Here is a 15,085-nt window from a genome sequence, read left to right on the forward strand (position 1 = left end):
AAAAAACCCAATTTCCGCGTTGCGCTGCATCTCGAAGTCGCTGCGGGGTACATAAGTACCCCTCACTCCTCGAGATTTGCGCGCCTTGAACTTGGGCTTTTTACGAAACTGTCTGATTTTCTACTTTTTACCGGTCCATCAGGCTTCTTGGCGGTCCGAATTTCAGCCACCTGGGCGCCCGTCGGGTTTAGACCAGATTCCCGCCGGCGTCAAATCCGGCCGCTTCATTTCAGGCGCCAATCCGCTCTCAAGCATTCCGACGGCTCAGCTTCCGGGCGGCTCGGCGCCGGTCGATCCCTTGGGAAACCGGCCCTCGGGGGAGCCCGGTCGGAATTTCTCCTTTCAGCCGCTTGACTTTGATCTTAAAACGGTTTAAAAATTTTTAATAGCGCGGCCCGCCCGGTTTGGCGGGCCGCAGCTGTTGCACCGCCGGCGGGCCCAAAGACCGGCCGAACCCCGCCGGCCGCCATCCCGGCTTAAGGATTCTTTGCCGGCAATCTCCCGACAGCCAGCCCGGCCCGCGGGGCCGGCGCGATGTACCACCGATTGCTTTCCAAGGGCATTCCGGGCAACCGGGAATGCCCTTCGTGTTCAACGGGATCACCATCGGCACCCGCTTTTGCGCGGGGCTTGCCGGGGCTTTCGCAGGGGGTATCCGCCCTTCGGGCTTTTGCCCGTGGGCGCTGTTCGGATGCCACCGCAACCGTCATTTTTTCAAAAGCGGCGATGGCGCCGCAACATGTCACCCAAAGGATTGAGTCTATGTATTTCGAAGCTATTTTCGAGCCGTCAGGAACCATGGAGTATGTCCCCGAAGCAAAGGATCTGGCCGGAGAAAAAATCGCCATCCAGGAAGGCTGGATCATCCAGGAAGGCCCCTTCAAGGGGCAGCTGTGCTTCTATATTCCCAATTCCACGATCGGCTGGATACCCAAAAGCGACCTGAAGGAGCTAAAACCGGTGCCCTTCGTTCGCTGGAAGGAGATCCACAAGCAATCCGGCTACGGCAGCTGACGCTTGCGGCTGCGCCCCGTCGCGGGGTGCAGCCCGGATCGCTCCATCCGGCAAAAATCCCGGCTCCCGCCTGGGCGCTCCCCCCTCTAAGCCCCCTTTCCGCCGGTAGACGGCCGCTTTGCGGCCAGCGCTGGAATCGCGGTTGAAAAATCCGCTTTTGTGTGGTTAACAGGGCCTATTGGCTCACCAGCGACCTGCGTCTTCCGACGGTCCGGTCGCTGCGGTCCGTGCTTTCGGCGTTTTGACGGCATCCGCCGCCCCCTTTACCCCACCCCCATCCACAAGGAGGAAGCATGAAACGCATTTCCATTGCTCTGATTGCCGCGGTCTGCATGGCCGCCCTGACCGGCCCGGCTCTCGCGGAAAAAATCACCGTGGCCACCGATACCAACTTTCCGCCGTTCGAGTTCAAGGACAAATCCGGCCAGCACACCGGTTTCGACGTCGAACTCTGGGATGCCATCGCCAAGGTCATCGGCCTGGAATACGAGCTGCAGCCGATGGATTTCAACGGCATCATCCCGGGGTTGCAGACCAACCAGCTGGATGTCGGGATCGCCGGCATGACCATCAAGCCCGAACGCGCTGAAGTGGTGGATTTTTCGGACCCTTACTATGACGCCGGCCTGCTGATTCTGGTCAGAAGCGACACCACCGAAATCAACGCCATCGAAGACCTCGCGGGCAAGGTGGTGTCCACCAAACTGGGCACCACCAGCGAAGACTTTGCCAAGAAAAACGCCGCCGCCAAGGAGGTCAAACTCTTCCCCAACAACGATGCCATGTTTCTGGAGCTGATGAGCGGCGGGGCGGATGCCGTGATTTTCGACTCCCCGGTGATCGCCGAATTCATGCGCACCGCCGGTCAGGGGCAGGTCAAGGTGGTGGGGCCGCTTTACATGGGGCAGTCCTACGGCATCGCCTTTCCCAAGGGCAGCGAGCTGGTGCCCAAGGTCAACGCCGCGTTGAAGCAGCTGCGCGAAGACGGCACTTACAACGCGCTCTACCGCAAGTGGTTTAACACCGACCCGAAATAATCCCCCCGGGCTTTTCCGCCGGCATCGCTATCCAGGCGGGGGCGGCTGCGGTCGCCCCTGCCGCCGCCCGCCAAAGGGACACTGGGGATCGCCATGGGCTTCAAATTTCAGTGGAACGTGGTGCTGGAGACCTTTCCGCTGCTGCTCTCCGGGGTCAAGCTGACGGTCATCATCACCATCTGCGGGCTGCTGTTCGGGTTTATGCTGGGGGCGGCCGTCGGGTTGATGAAGCTTTCCCGCAGTCTGCCGGTGCGCAAGCTCGCCGGGACTTACGTCGAGGCCATCCGCGGCACGCCGTTGATCGTGCAGGTCATGTTTCTCTATTTCGGCGTGCCCATGGCGGTGGGAATGCGCATCCGCCCGATGACCGCCGGGATCATCGCCATCGCGGTCAACTCGGGGGCCTACATCGCCGAGATCGTGCGCGGCGCGGTGCAGTCCATCGACCCGGGGCAGATCGAGGCCGGCCGCTCCATCGGCCTGACCCGCACCCAGACCATGCGCTACATCATCTGGCCCCAGGCCTTCCGGCGCATGATCCCGCCGCTGGGCAACCAGTTCATCATCAGTCTCAAGGATACCTCGCTTTTGGTGGTGATCGGCGTGGCCGAACTCACCCGGGTGGGGCAGGAAATCATCGCGGTCAACTTCCGGGCCTTCGAGGTCTGGCTCACGGTGGGGGTCGTCTACCTGATGATGACCTTGACCATCGCCCGCCTGCTGCGCTTGGCCGAGGACCGGCTTGCGCGCCGCGGCCAACGTTGACAGTTCCGTAGAAAGGCCAATTTCTGCGTTGCGCTGCATCTCGAGGTCGCTGCGGCGCACATAAGTACGCCTCACGCCGCTGAGATTTGCGCGCCGTAACTTGAACTTTTTTCGAAACCGTCTTGTTTTTGACTTTTTACCGGTTCATCAACGCTGATGGCGGCGTAAAAAGTTCAATATCGGCCGCGGCGGCGTGGCCGGCATTCTCACCCGGAGCGGGTTATGATCAGAATCGAGAACCTGCACAAGCGTTTCGGTGACCTCGAGGTCATCCGGGGCATCGACCTGCACGTCAAGCCGGGCGAGGTGGTCTGCATTATCGGCCCCTCTGGATCGGGTAAATCCACCGTCCTGCGCTGCATCAACCGCCTGGAGGAGATCACCGCGGGACGGATCGTCGTCGACGACAGCGACATCACCGACCCCAAGACCAACATCAACCAGGTGCGTGCCGAGGCCGGCATGGTCTTCCAGCAGTTCAACCTCTTCCCCCACATGACGGTGCTGCAGAACGTGACCCTGGGGCCCGTCAAGGTCCGCCGCATGAACCGGGCCGCGGCCGACACGCTCGGTCGGGAACTGTTGGCCAAAGTCGGCCTGGCGCAGAAAGCCGGCAACTACCCGGACCAGCTTTCCGGCGGCCAAAAGCAGCGCGTGGCCATCGCCCGCTCGCTGGCGTTGCAGCCCAAGGTCATGCTGTTTGACGAACCGACCTCGGCGCTGGACCCCGAGCTGGTCGGGGAGGTCCTGGAGGTCATGAAGCAGCTTGCCGCCGAAGGCATGACCATGGTGGTGGTGACCCACGAGATGGGGTTCGCCCGGGAGGTCGCCGACCGGGTGATTTTCATCGACCACGGCGTCATCCAGGAGGAGGGGCCGCCCCAAAGCCTTTTCTCCAACCCCCAAAACCCCCGCCTGAAGGATTTTCTCGGCAAGGTGGTCGCCAATCTTTGATCCCGCCCGGTCGCTGACCCGACCCGCCTTTTACCACCCGCCGGCCCAAACAGGGGGCGCAGGCGCTAGTCCTGGCTGGCGACGGCCTCGATTTCCACCCGCGCGCCCTTGGGCAGGGCCGCCACCTGGACGGTGCTGCGCGCCGGCGGCTGCTGGCTGAAATAGCTGCCGTAAACCGCGTTGACTTTGGCGAAATCCGCCATGTCGGTCAGGAAGATAGTGGTCTTGACGATATCCGCGAGGCTCAGCTGGCAGGCGGCCAGGACGGCTTTGAGGTTTTCCATCACCCGCGCGGTCTGATCTTCGATGGTTCCCGCCACCAGCTCGCCGCTGGCCGGGTCGAGGGGGATCTGTCCGGAGAGAAACACCAGTTTGCAGGCTTTCACGGCCTGGGAATAGGGCCCGATGGCCCGGGGTGCCTGGTCGGTGGAAACGATCTCTTTGGTCATGGGTCCGCCTCCTTTCGGGTTGGGGGATGGGTGACCCTGGGATGTTCGGTCGCCAAGTGGGGCGCTGTCAAGTAAAAAAGAGGGCCTGGGCGGCAGGGCACCGGACATGCCGCCATTGGCTCCGGCGCAGGTCACCCATTGTTTTTCCCCCAGCTTGAAACACTCTGACCGGTGGAAATAGTTTAATCTGGTTATGCACTTCGCTCCAGTTGTATTGGTTTGCTATCCTCCATTATGGGAGTCCCACCATAAAATGGCCCTCTCCGATAGGTCTTAATGGTCGTGAGGCCGAAAGAGAGCGAAATGCCCAACCAGATAAATTTTTTTATCGAATAAACACTAAATTCCAGGGAAACCCCAAGCCGGAGGACCCGGTTCAGGAGATGATCCGCATCAGCAGCAACCCAATCCTGATCCCACGTATGCCCTTTGGCAAACACAAAGGGTTATTATTTAGCGAGAGGCCGACGGAATAACTGGAGTGGTTGATGACCACCGATCTGGACGAGGATATGGCCTACACGGAGAAGAAACATCTGATAAGGGTGCCGAGCGAATGATTGTCGCCGGAGTCATTGGCTTTTGGGTAGGCCGGGTAGCCTTTTAGGAACCCGCAAGCCGAGCTTAAGGGTGTTCCATGCCCTATATCTCTCAGTACTGATAATGGATCCGTCAACACTTTAATTTCGAGTTTCTCGAGAGACGGCTCAGGTCCCAGGATTTACGTGCCGAAAAGTGGCGCTTTTTGGAACCTCTCTATCTTGAAACTTTACTGGCATACTTTAAATTTGAAATTTTTCGAAACCGCAATCGAAAAATTGGTAAAATGGACCGGTGCCAAATCTTCTGCGGCAAAATCTTCTGCCCTTGTTCATATGCTCAACGACAGCGGCGGAAAGCACCTTTGTTTGCCGTTGATAGCACTTTGAATTTTAACGCGTTGATAATAAAATAAAAAATAGTATTTGAGATATAGGTCCCCACCCAGCAGTTTTTCCCTCGCAGCTACTGCTTTTCTTGATTTTCCTGCACTGCACGCCAAAACCCATTTTTTCAAGCATGGCCTAATTTGTGCTCTGGCTTCAGAACAAGGGTTCGGCGTTCAAGGGTCAGAGTGAAATTCAAGTTACTCCATCTTCAAACCCTAACAGCGCGCATAGATCACGCCACCCTCACAGGGTTGACCCACAATCCGCTGTTTGTGTTTTGCTTGCAGCAACTGAAGAGTGAATTCAACCCATCAATTGCATGGAACTTGAAGGCCTTTTTTTTCTCTTTCCGGCAGCGGAGATTAAGATTTTTTGGGGTGAAGGCAGTGCCGACGAAAACAACTCGATTCTCATGAAACAAAAAAAGCAAGAAGGGGCGCAGGATCATTGTCAGGGAAGAGAATGTGAATTTCGAAATCTTAGTAAAAAACGATTAAACGAAATGGCGCCAACTTCTTGAAGTTATTACTCCTTCGCGGCTATAGATTCAACAAATAAATTTTAACGCCGTTTTCTACGATGACGGGACCAATGGAGATATTACCCCACGTGACGGGATATACACCAATTCATCGGTCGGTGCTTTTAATGAGTTTTTTCAAGATATTGCAAAACCGATAAAGATTGGGATAAGAATCGTGGTAAAGCAACTCTTTTTCTGTAAATTCGTCAAGGGGTCGGATCTTTCTCCTGCGGGTTCAGGTAGACTTTTCCCGTTTCCCAGTCTTCGCTGATTTCCATGAGCACCGCGGTGACCAGGCGCAGCAGGGATGCTTCGTTTGGAAATAGCGTCGCCACACGTGTTCTGCGTTTGACCTCCTTGTTGACGCGTTCAAGCATGTTCGTGGTGCGCAGCCGCCGGCGCTGATGCTTCGGAAGCATGAACACCGTAAACCCCTCGGGCAGAGCCGACTGCATCCACTGCGCCAGTCGAGAACACGACGCGCTGTATTTTGTCACCGTCAGATCCAGCAGGCGTTCGGCCTCTGAACGCGAGGGACCCGCCTGGCTCCTGGAGCTTGAATCGAAATTACAGAAAGAAGGTTACACTAACAGAATCTCGTGGCCAGAGATAACGAGGGATATTATACAATCGTTGATTCTGTTTTAAGAGAAGAAATAGGAAGAAAAGCGACGCCTTGGAGCCAGTTGTTGCTCCTTGACGACTAACCCTATGATGGCGTTATCTAATTTTAGTGTAACCAGATGGTTAAAAAGCGCCGGCAATCGCTATCCCGCTGCCCGGAGCGGGCCCCAAGGAGAGGAGCCCACCCTGCGTCCTTCAAAACCCTTGGGGGGTGCCGAAGTTGGTCGATCTGCCGGGGACCTCGCCGCAGGCGGGCTGGCTGTCGCTCTGCGCTTCCCGGGGGAGTCAGGCGGTTGAACTCCCGGTTTGGGTAAAAATTCGGTGCGTGACGCCGCCTTTTTAGCGGGGCCGCCACCCGTTGAAACAGCCCCGGCGTGATACGGGGGGATGAGAAAAACTCCCGGTTTCTGGGGAATCCTCCCTTAAAAATGAGGCGCAGCCCCATAGACAAATTTACGCCTTTTCCATAAATTACAACCATAAATCCATTTTCCCGGCGTCCTGCCGAAGCCGAGCCGAAGATTCCCACCGACTCCAAGTTGATGGCAGACCCTGCCGGTTGCTTCTCATTCCCTTCAGCCTGTGGCCTCTTGCTTGCCGCGGGGGCCCGATTTCAAGGGCAAGCAGCGCTGTTACGCAACCTGGCAACTGAAAGGAGGGTATCATGGCGGTAAAAATTCTGATCAAACGACGCTTCAAGGAAGGCCATTTTAACGAAATCAACAGAATGCTCAAAAAAGTGCGCTACGGGGCGATGGACGAAGATGGTTATCTCTCCTCGGAAACCCTCTGGGATCACGAGGACCCCTTCCGGGTGGTGGTCGCTTCGAACTGGCGCAGCCTGGATGATTGGAGACGTTGGTATAACAGCCCCAGGAGAAAGACCGATCTGGACGAGTTCGAGAAGTACCTCGACGGGTCGACCCAGTATGAGGTCTTCGACCTCGGCCTTTATCCCCACTGAACCGCCGCGGTAAAAGCGGTTTTGGCGCTTTTTCCCCGAGGGCTGACCCCGGCCGGAGCATACCGTTGCGGGCTTGCGAGGCTTTGATGGGACGCGGTGCCGTCGCGGGCTCCCGCCGGGTAACACCATCCCTCCCCGCCGACGATCGGCGGCGGGGCGCATCCCAGCGCTCCCCTCCGGGGGACCGGCCCGTCAGGGTGTGTTGCCCGCCAAGGTGATGCATTCGGCCGCCGCGTTACACCGCATTTCCCCGCGCTGATTGCGACCGCCACCTGCCCCGCCGCAGCCCCCGGTTTTTCGTTGGCAATCCCCCCAGAATTGGTCCGCGCCGCCTGCCTGCCGGTGACGGCAAGCCCGCCCGAGGCAAAAAGGGGTTGACTTGCCCGCTGCTCCCCTCCTAAAACCTTTCCCGGTGTCCATCGGCATCGATCCGAAAACCCCGCGCAACACGGAGGGCCGCTTTGCCAGAAGGCCTTTTGATGGTCTTTACCGGAGATGGTAAGGGCAAAACCACCGCTGCCCTGGGAATGGCGCTGCGCGCCGTGGGCCACGGCATCCGGGTCTGCGTGATTCAGTTTATCAAAGGCTCCCGGTCTTGCGGTGAACGCGAAGCCGCCCGGCGCTTCAGCGACCTGATGGCGTTTCATGCCACCGGCCGTGGCTTCACCTGGGCCTCCGATGATCTCCAAAAAGACCGCCACGCCGCCCGCGAGGGCTGGGCCCTGGCATGTGCCGCCATCGCCGGCGGTCGCTACGGACTGATCGTGCTGGATGAACTGACCTATCTGATCCGTTACGGGTTCCTGACCGAGACGGCCGTGCTGACGGCCTTGGAACAACGGCCCGCCGGTCAGCACGTGGTCGTGACCGGTCGCAACGCCTCCCCCGGCCTGCTGGCCGCAGCCGATCTGGTCACCGAGATGCGCGCCGTCAAGCATCCCTTCTCGGCCGGGGTCCAGGCCCAGGCGGGGGTTGAATTCTAGTGCCGCCAACGTCCCGGGGCCGGTTGGCTCATGGAAAACTAACACCCTGCTGATGGATTTCTAACATCCGCCTGACAGGTTGCCGCGTCTAGTCGCCGGTGGTTTCGGGGCGTGTCTTGCGGTAAAGCCGGGGTGACCGGATGGCGCATGCCGGCGGCGGTTTGTCCTTGGCGCCCCTGTTGACCGTGTGCGCCCGGGTCGCCGGAAAGAGCGGATGGATCATGGCCAAAGAAAAAATTCTGGTGGTGGACGACGAAGAGGATATTCTGGAGCTGGTTCGCTACAACCTCGCCCGGGAAGGCTACACCGTGGTGATGGCCGGCACCGGGGAGGACGCCCTGGAAACGGCCCGCACCCAGACCCTGGACCTGGTCGTTTTGGACCTGATGCTGCCGGGGATCGACGGCCTCTCCGTGATGCGAAAGCTCAAGGCGCTGCCGGCCACCGGGTCGCTGCCGGTGATTCTCCTGACCGCCAAAGGGGAGGAGGCGGATGTGGTCACCGGCCTGGAACTCGGCGCCGAGGACTACATCACCAAGCCCTTCTCGCCCCGCATCCTGACGGCCCGGGTGCGGGCTGTCCTGCGCCGCCAGACCCAGGAAATACCGGGGCCTGAAACCGAGGAAATCCGGGTGCATGAGTTGGTCATGCACCCCGGTCGGCGCAGCGTTTTTGTCGCCGGCGCGCCCGTCGAGATGACTTACACCGAATTTCAAATCCTGTCATTTCTGGCTGTTCGGCCGGGCTGGGTTTTTACCCGCACCCAGATCCTGGATGCCATCCGCGGCGACGATTACCCGGTCACCGACCGCAGCGTGGACGTCCAGATCGTCGGGCTGCGCAAAAAGCTGGGCGTCTGCGGCAGCTATATCGAAACCGTGCGGGGTGTCGGTTATCGCTTCCGCGAGAGCCCATGAGAAAACCCAAGCCCCTAATCTGGCAGCTGATTCCCTCCTATCTGCTGATTATTCTGGTGTCTCTCGGGGCGGTGAGCTGGTTTGCCCTGAACTCCCTGAACTCCTTTTTCGCCCAGCGCACGGCACTTGATCTTGAAATCCGGGCCCGGATTCTTGCCGGGCAGGTTCTGGAGAACTTGCAGCCGATTGACGTCGCAGCACTGCGCCGGATCTGCCGCAATCTCGGCCGACCCACGGACACCCGCATCACGGTCATTTTGGCCGACGGTACCGTCATGGCTGATTCCCATGAGGAGCCCAGCCGGATGGAAAACCACGGCAGTCGGCCCGAGGTGCTGCAGGCGCTTGCCGTCGGGCTGGGGCGCTCCGAACGCCTCAGCAGCACCCTGGGGCAGCGTATGATGTACGTCGCACTGCCCCTGGCAGGGGAGGGCGGAACCCCTTCGGCGGTGCTGCGCGTGGCGATCCCCCTGACGGCCGTCGAAGCCCAGGTGCGGGCACTTTTCGCGAAGGTTTTGATCGGCGGGTTTTTTTCCGCCATTCTGGCCCTGGCCTTGGCATTTTGGGTTTCACGACGGATCAGCCGCCCGGTGGAGGAGCTGCGCAGCGGGGCTGAAAGATTTTCGGCCGGGGATCTCCGGCACCGCTTGGAGATCGCCGGCCCGGCCGAGTTGGCGGAACTCGCCCGCACTATGAACCAGATGGCGGCTCAGCTGCAGGAGCGGATCGATGCGGTCATCAGCCAGCGCAACGAATTCGAAACCGTGCTGACCAGCATGGTGGAAGGGATCGTGGCGATTGATCCGCAGGGGCGGGTGCTGAGCTTCAACGCGGCCTTTAGCCGGATGCTGGCGGTGCCGGCGGGCAGGTTAAAGGGCCGTGACATCCACGAGATCATCCGCGACCGCTCTTTTCACCAGCTTTTGGCCGAATCTCAGAACCTCAACAAACTCGTGCAGGGGGACTTCGTGGTGCGCCAACCGGTGGAACGGGTGTTCGACACCCACTGCGTGCCCCTGGCGGGGGTCGCCGCGAAGCCCGCCGGCACCCTGGTGGTGCTGCACGACGTGAGCCGCATGCGGCGCCTGGAAAACGTGCGGCGGGATTTCGTGGCCAACGTTTCCCATGAAATCCGAACTCCCTTGACGGCCATCAAGGGGTTTGTCGAAACCCTGATGCAGGCCGCCGAAGACCCCGAGGAGCGCCGGCGCTTTCTGGACATCATCCAGCGGCATGTAAACCGCTTGAACGACATCCTGGAGGACCTGCTGGCGCTGGCACGCCTGGAGCAGCGGGGGGAGGGGGCGGTTGTCAGCCTGGAACCCACCCCGCTGCGGAAAGTCATGGAAACCGCCGCGCAACTGGTGCAGTGGAAAGCCGACGCCCGCGGGGTGCGCCTGGTGCTGGACTGCGCCCCGGAGCTGACCGCCAAGGTCGACGCCACCCTGCTGGAGCAGGCCTTGATCAACCTGATCGACAACGCTGTCAAGTACAGTCCCGAGAAGGGGACGGTCCAGGTTGCCGCCGCTCGGGCTGACGGGGAGCTTCAAATCCGGGTGCAGGATCACGGGCCCGGAATTCCCCAAAAGTACCAGCCCCGGATTTTCGAGCGCTTTTTTCGGGTGGACAAGGCACGCAGCCGTAAAATCGGCGGGACCGGCCTCGGGCTTGCAATCGTCAAGCATATCAGCCAGGTTCACGGGGGGCGGGTATCGGTGGAGAGCAGCAGTGGCCGGGGGAGTACGTTTACCATTCACCTGCCGGCAGGCGGGTGACGGATCCCGGCGTGCAGGACGATTTCCGGGCGGAGAAGAGCATGTGCGGGGACTGCGGTTTGAATGCGGTCGTTGAACGGCCGGCAAGCGCGGGGGCTCAGGGGCTGCACTCCAGCAGCAGGCGCGATTTGCGCGCCGCAACCAGGCGGTAGTTTTTTCCGGCCAGCCGCAATCCCTCGCGGGCGGCCGTCCTGTCGATGCGGTGGACGTAGACGCTCTGGGGGTCAAGGGCCGGAATGGTCACCTCCACGCGGAGGTGGTGGGGCGGCTCCAGGCCGCGGTAGACCAGCCGCCAGCCGTCGACGGTCACTACCCGGTCGCGCTGCAGCAGCAGGCGCCCCCCGGCGTCACGGGTCGCCCACCACGTGTCGTTCGACCAGAAGGTCACCACGAGGACGAAGACCAGCAGGAGGGTCGTACCCAAAAAAGCCACCGGCAGAATGGTTTTGTTCTCCAGGGTTTTCACGGCCGGCCCTCCCTGATGGGGGTGCCGGAAGCGAGCGATCGTGAAAGGGCCCGGCAAACCGTTTTTTTCCGGGGCCCTGAAATGCCAGCGGCCGGGAAGGCGTCGCCTCTCCGGCCGCTTCAGGTTCTGCTGGCTGTCAACCCCAGACACCCCAACCAAAGGACGCTGTGAACAGAATGGAAAAAATGACAATCGCGATCATCCATTTGTCTTCCTGTTTCATGGGGCCCTCCTCTGGCAAAGGTTCTCCGCCAAGTGCCCGCCGCAGGGGCAGATAAACCGGTGCTTTCAACCGCTCCGGCAAGCGCCGGAGTCAGGGTGGGCACATCTTCAGAATTTTACGCATTTCGCTGCCTCCAGGGGGATTTCCGCCCCCAGGTCATCCCGTCCAAATATTCTAAAAACCCATCATCGATGTGTCCATAGGGCCGTCCCTCAATTATATGGGAAAAACCCCTATGGGTAGGGCGAAGGCCACCCTTTCAAGTCCGCACGGCCGCCGGGACCGCAGCCGCCTGGCCTTCGCGCTGGGCGTTGACACAGTCGCAGTGCCCGCCGAAAGCCTCCAGAAAATGCATGCAGCGGCTGGAAAGGGTGGATTTGCGGTAGAAACGGCACAGGCGATGGTCGGCCCAGTTTTTACCGGCCCGACAAAAGGACATCGCCCCGGGAACGCAAAAATTGGAAGCGGGGGAGCTATTCATCCGGAACTCCTCTTCTGGCGTGTGGCTGCCTGAAACGGCAGTGGGGTTTTGCTGACATCTTCGCAAGGCACGGGCCAAACCCAAAAAAAGTTGCAATCATTTGAAAAAACGGCAATTGTGGAAAAATAGGAGGGGGGTCACAAGTTTTTAAAAACTGCAAAATTGTAAATATTGGTTAAAATAATTTCAAATTTGTAATAAAAATTCCGTTGTTTGATTGCCGGTTAAAAATTTGCGTTCGGACCACTCTGGGGCCCTGTCCCGGTCTCTGGGCAAGGGGCGCCAAATTTCGCCTTTGGGGCTTGCATTGCATCCGGGACGGCACGATATTTGGTATGTTCCGTGACAGTCTCACGGCCGCCCGCCGTCAACGGGCGATCGTCGAAAACCTCGGTTCCAACCCGGTGGACAAAATCATCGCCTGACCTCAGGGGAGCGCCCATGAGACCCCAAAACCGTGAACACCTCAGCCTTTTGTTGGATATCGGGGAGTTGGCCGCCCTCATTACCGAGAGCTCCGATATTCACCACTTTTTGCAAAAAACCGTTGAAATGGTCTCACGCCACCTTTCGGCGACTGTCTGCTCGATCTACCTCCATGAGGAAAATCGCGACGAGTTGGTGCTGACCACGACCCTCGGTCTCAACCCCGGCGCAGTGCAGAAGGTGCGCATGCGGCCGGGTGAGGGGCTGGTGGGCGCCACCTTTGCACACAACCGGCCGGTGTGCGAGGGGGTGGCCGGTGAGAGTCCGCAGTTCAAGTACTTTCCCGAAACCAACGAGGATCGCTTCAACTCTTTCATCGCCGTGCCGATTCGCAGGGGCATCGAGCGGGTCGGGGTGTTGGTGGTGCAGCACGAGGACCGCGACTATTTTGGCGAAATCGACGTCAAGGCCCTGCAGGCGGTGGCCTCCCAGTTGGCCGGAGCCATCGGCAATGCCCGCCTGATGGTCTGTCTGACCCGCTTCGACACCTGTCGCTATGGGGAGCGGGCTGCCGCGCAGACCCTGTTCCTGAAGGGCAAGGCCGCCTCACCGGGCGTGGCCTGGGGGCCGGCGCTGGTCTTTGACCGCAGCCACAGCCGGCTGCTGGATACCGAACCTGCCGCCGGCCCGCCCCACACCCTCAAGGAGTTTCAGCGGGCCGTGGACGCCACCGTTGCGCAGTTGGAGCGCTACCAGCGGCGCCTGTCGAACCGCCTGCCGGAGAGCGCTTCGCTGATCTTTGCCGCTCACGTGATGATCCTCAAAGACGAGAAATTCATCGGCGAGATGGTCGCGCGCATCGTCGGCGGGATGGCCCCGGCGGAAGCCGTGCGGTCGGTGGCGCGGCGCTACATGGGGCTTTTCGCCGCCAGCCATCACGCCTACCTGCAGGAAAAAGCCCATGACATCAAGGACCTGGCCGGACGCATTCTCAACAACCTCTTTCAGCCGGCCCCCGAGAAGGCCGGCCTTTTCGAGGATCGGATCATCATTTCGCGGCAGCTCTACCCTTCGGAGATGCTCAGGTTCGGAATCGAGGGCGTGCGGGGCATCGTGCTGGTGGGCGGGGGGCTGACCTCCCATGTGGCCATCCTGGCCCGCTCCATGCTAATGCCGCTGGTGATTGCCGACCGGCCGGAGCTCATGCGGGTCGCCGAGGGTACGACGGTGCTGCTGGACGGCGATATCGGCAACCTCTACGTTCGACCCGGCGAGAAGATCATTCGCCGTTTCCGTGACCGTCAGGCCTCGGCGCGGGTGGCCCCGGCGGCGGGCAGGGCCGGGCACGGCGGGCGGGCCTGCACCCGAGACGGTGTCCGGGTGCACCTGCTGGCCAACATCAACCTGCTCAGCGAGTTGACCGTGGCGCGCGAGCTTGGGGCCGAAGGCGTGGGGCTCTACCGCACCGAGTTCCCGTTTCTGATTCGGACGGCCTATCCCTCGGAGGAGGAGCAATACGTGGTTTACCGCCGCCTGTTCGAGGAAATGGCCGGCCAACCGGTGACCATTCGGACCTTGGATGCGGGCGGCGAAAAAATGTTGAGCTACTCCGAGACCGGAAGTGCCGCCAACCCCGAGTTGGGACTGCGCTCGATTCGCTTTTCGCTGCGCCAGCGGGATGTTTTTTTGCAGCAGATCCGGGCCATTCTGAGGGCCGCCGAAGGTGCCGCAACGCTCCGGATCATGTTCCCGATGGTCTCAAGCCTGGACGAATTCGCGGCCGCCAAAGCGGTGGTGGGTGAGGCGGCCCGGCAGCTGGCGCGAGAGGGCGCGGGTCACCATCCAGCGCCCCAGGTGGGCATCATGGTGGAACTGCCCTCGGTGCTCGAGATCATCGGGGAGATGGCGGGCGCGGTGGATTTTTTTTCTATCGGCTCCAATGACTTTGTGCAGTACATGCTGGCCGTGGATCGCAGCAACGATGAGGTGGCCGAGTATTACCAGCCCTTTCACCCGTCGGTTTTAAGGGGGCTGGCGCGGATTGCGGCGGCGGCACGCTCCGCCCACAAGTACCTGACGATCTGCGGTGAGATGGTCCACGCTCCGACCATGCTGCGGTTTCTGGTGGGGATCGGAATCCGCAATTTCAGCCTGGACCCTCAGTTCTTACCGAGGATTCAAGATGAGGTGGCGGGTCTCGAGGTGCCCGCCGCCGAAAATTTTGCCCGCGGCCTGCTGGCCGAGGCAACCATCGCCGGGGTGCAGCGCCGGATAGGGGCCGCCGCGGCAGCCGGTGAAATTCCCTCGGCGGCCTGAGAATACGATCCCAAAAACCGCGCAGCCCCCCGGCGCCAAAGGAGCCCTGAGATGCTGAGCGCCAGAGAATATCACGACCGCACCAGCTACGACCGCCGGCGCATGGAGCCGCACCGGCTGGACTGGGCCGATCAGCCCGCGCTGTACAAGACCTACCCCGGCGTCCCGGCGCTGCCGCTCCCGCCGGTCGACGACGACGGCGATGAATCGCTCTGGGATGCGGCCGCCGGGCGCGTCCG

General features: G+C 60.6%; 14 protein-coding genes. 10 read left to right on the top strand and 4 right to left on the bottom strand.

Annotation, left to right across the window (positions count from 1 at the left end):
• Positions 1 to 762 precede the first annotated feature (762 nt).
• The 4 genes from LJE63_12385 (at position 763) to LJE63_12400 (ending at position 3,770) form a co-directional block, all read left to right on the top strand.
• On the top strand, positions 763 to 1,014 hold the full coding sequence (locus tag LJE63_12385) for a hypothetical protein (protein ID MCG6907403.1): 252 nt from the start codon (positions 763 to 765) through the stop codon (positions 1,012 to 1,014).
• A 293-nt stretch (positions 1,015 to 1,307) separates the two neighbouring features.
• Positions 1,308 to 2,051: a glutamine ABC transporter substrate-binding protein GlnH gene (gene glnH / locus LJE63_12390; protein ID MCG6907404.1), complete on the top strand. Its 744-nt coding sequence runs from the start codon at positions 1,308 to 1,310 to the stop codon at positions 2,049 to 2,051.
• Between the two features lie 93 nt (positions 2,052 to 2,144).
• Positions 2,145 to 2,816, top strand: coding sequence for an amino acid ABC transporter permease (locus LJE63_12395; protein MCG6907405.1), 672 nt, complete (start codon positions 2,145 to 2,147; stop codon positions 2,814 to 2,816).
• A 222-nt stretch (positions 2,817 to 3,038) separates the two neighbouring features.
• Positions 3,039 to 3,770, top strand: a complete 732-nt coding sequence (locus LJE63_12400; GenBank protein MCG6907406.1) for an amino acid ABC transporter ATP-binding protein — start codon at positions 3,039 to 3,041, stop codon at positions 3,768 to 3,770.
• 65 nt (positions 3,771 to 3,835) lie between these two features.
• Here the strand turns inward: LJE63_12400 and LJE63_12405 are convergent, their stop codons facing one another.
• Complete coding sequence (locus tag LJE63_12405; GenBank protein ID MCG6907407.1) at positions 3,836 to 4,219, bottom strand: RidA family protein; 384 nt, start codon at positions 4,217 to 4,219, stop codon at positions 3,836 to 3,838.
• Positions 4,220 to 5,877: 1,658 nt separating this feature from the next.
• Entirely contained in the window at positions 5,878 to 6,183 is a 306-nt protein-coding gene (locus LJE63_12410; GenBank protein ID MCG6907408.1) for a transposase, read from the bottom strand.
• A 776-nt stretch (positions 6,184 to 6,959) separates the two neighbouring features.
• Here LJE63_12410 and LJE63_12415 point away from each other — a divergent pair.
• The 4 genes from LJE63_12415 to LJE63_12430 all read left to right on the top strand — a co-directional run bounded on the left by LJE63_12415 (position 6,960) and on the right by LJE63_12430 (position 10,934).
• Complete coding sequence (locus LJE63_12415; GenBank protein MCG6907409.1) at positions 6,960 to 7,259, top strand: antibiotic biosynthesis monooxygenase; 300 nt, start codon at positions 6,960 to 6,962, stop codon at positions 7,257 to 7,259.
• Between the two features lie 428 nt (positions 7,260 to 7,687).
• Positions 7,688 to 8,242, top strand: coding sequence for a cob(I)yrinic acid a,c-diamide adenosyltransferase (gene cobO / locus LJE63_12420; protein MCG6907410.1), 555 nt, complete (start codon positions 7,688 to 7,690; stop codon positions 8,240 to 8,242).
• 221 nt (positions 8,243 to 8,463) lie between these two features.
• Positions 8,464 to 9,159 (top strand): response regulator transcription factor, encoded by a 696-nt coding sequence (locus LJE63_12425; GenBank protein MCG6907411.1) that lies wholly within the window; start codon positions 8,464 to 8,466, stop codon positions 9,157 to 9,159.
• Positions 9,156 to 10,934: a HAMP domain-containing protein gene (locus tag LJE63_12430; GenBank protein ID MCG6907412.1), complete on the top strand. Its 1,779-nt coding sequence runs from the start codon at positions 9,156 to 9,158 to the stop codon at positions 10,932 to 10,934. The genes LJE63_12425 and LJE63_12430 overlap by 4 nt, the downstream gene beginning before the upstream one ends.
• Positions 10,935 to 11,031: 97 nt before the next feature.
• Here LJE63_12430 and LJE63_12435 read toward each other — a convergent pair whose 3' ends face one another.
• Positions 11,032 to 11,400 (bottom strand): hypothetical protein, encoded by a 369-nt coding sequence (locus LJE63_12435; GenBank protein MCG6907413.1) that lies wholly within the window; start codon positions 11,398 to 11,400, stop codon positions 11,032 to 11,034.
• A 482-nt stretch (positions 11,401 to 11,882) separates the two neighbouring features.
• Entirely contained in the window at positions 11,883 to 12,104 is a 222-nt protein-coding gene (locus LJE63_12440; protein MCG6907414.1) for a hypothetical protein, read from the bottom strand.
• Positions 12,105 to 12,545: 441 nt separating this feature from the next.
• Between LJE63_12440 and ptsP the strand changes: the two genes are divergently transcribed.
• The gene (ptsP, locus tag LJE63_12445) at positions 12,546 to 14,846 is read left to right on the top strand and encodes a phosphoenolpyruvate--protein phosphotransferase (protein ID MCG6907415.1); all 2,301 of its coding nucleotides are present in this window, start codon (positions 12,546 to 12,548) and stop codon (positions 14,844 to 14,846) included.
• A gap of 51 nt (positions 14,847 to 14,897) precedes the next feature.
• Positions 14,898 to 15,085, top strand: a 188-nt coding sequence (locus LJE63_12450; protein ID MCG6907416.1) for a hypothetical protein, incomplete at its 3' end; no start/stop codon positions are given.

The sequence above is a fragment of the Desulfobacteraceae bacterium genome (assembly GCA_022340425.1).
In the GTDB taxonomy this organism is placed as follows: domain Bacteria; phylum Desulfobacterota; class Desulfobacteria; order Desulfobacterales; family JAABRJ01; genus JAABRJ01.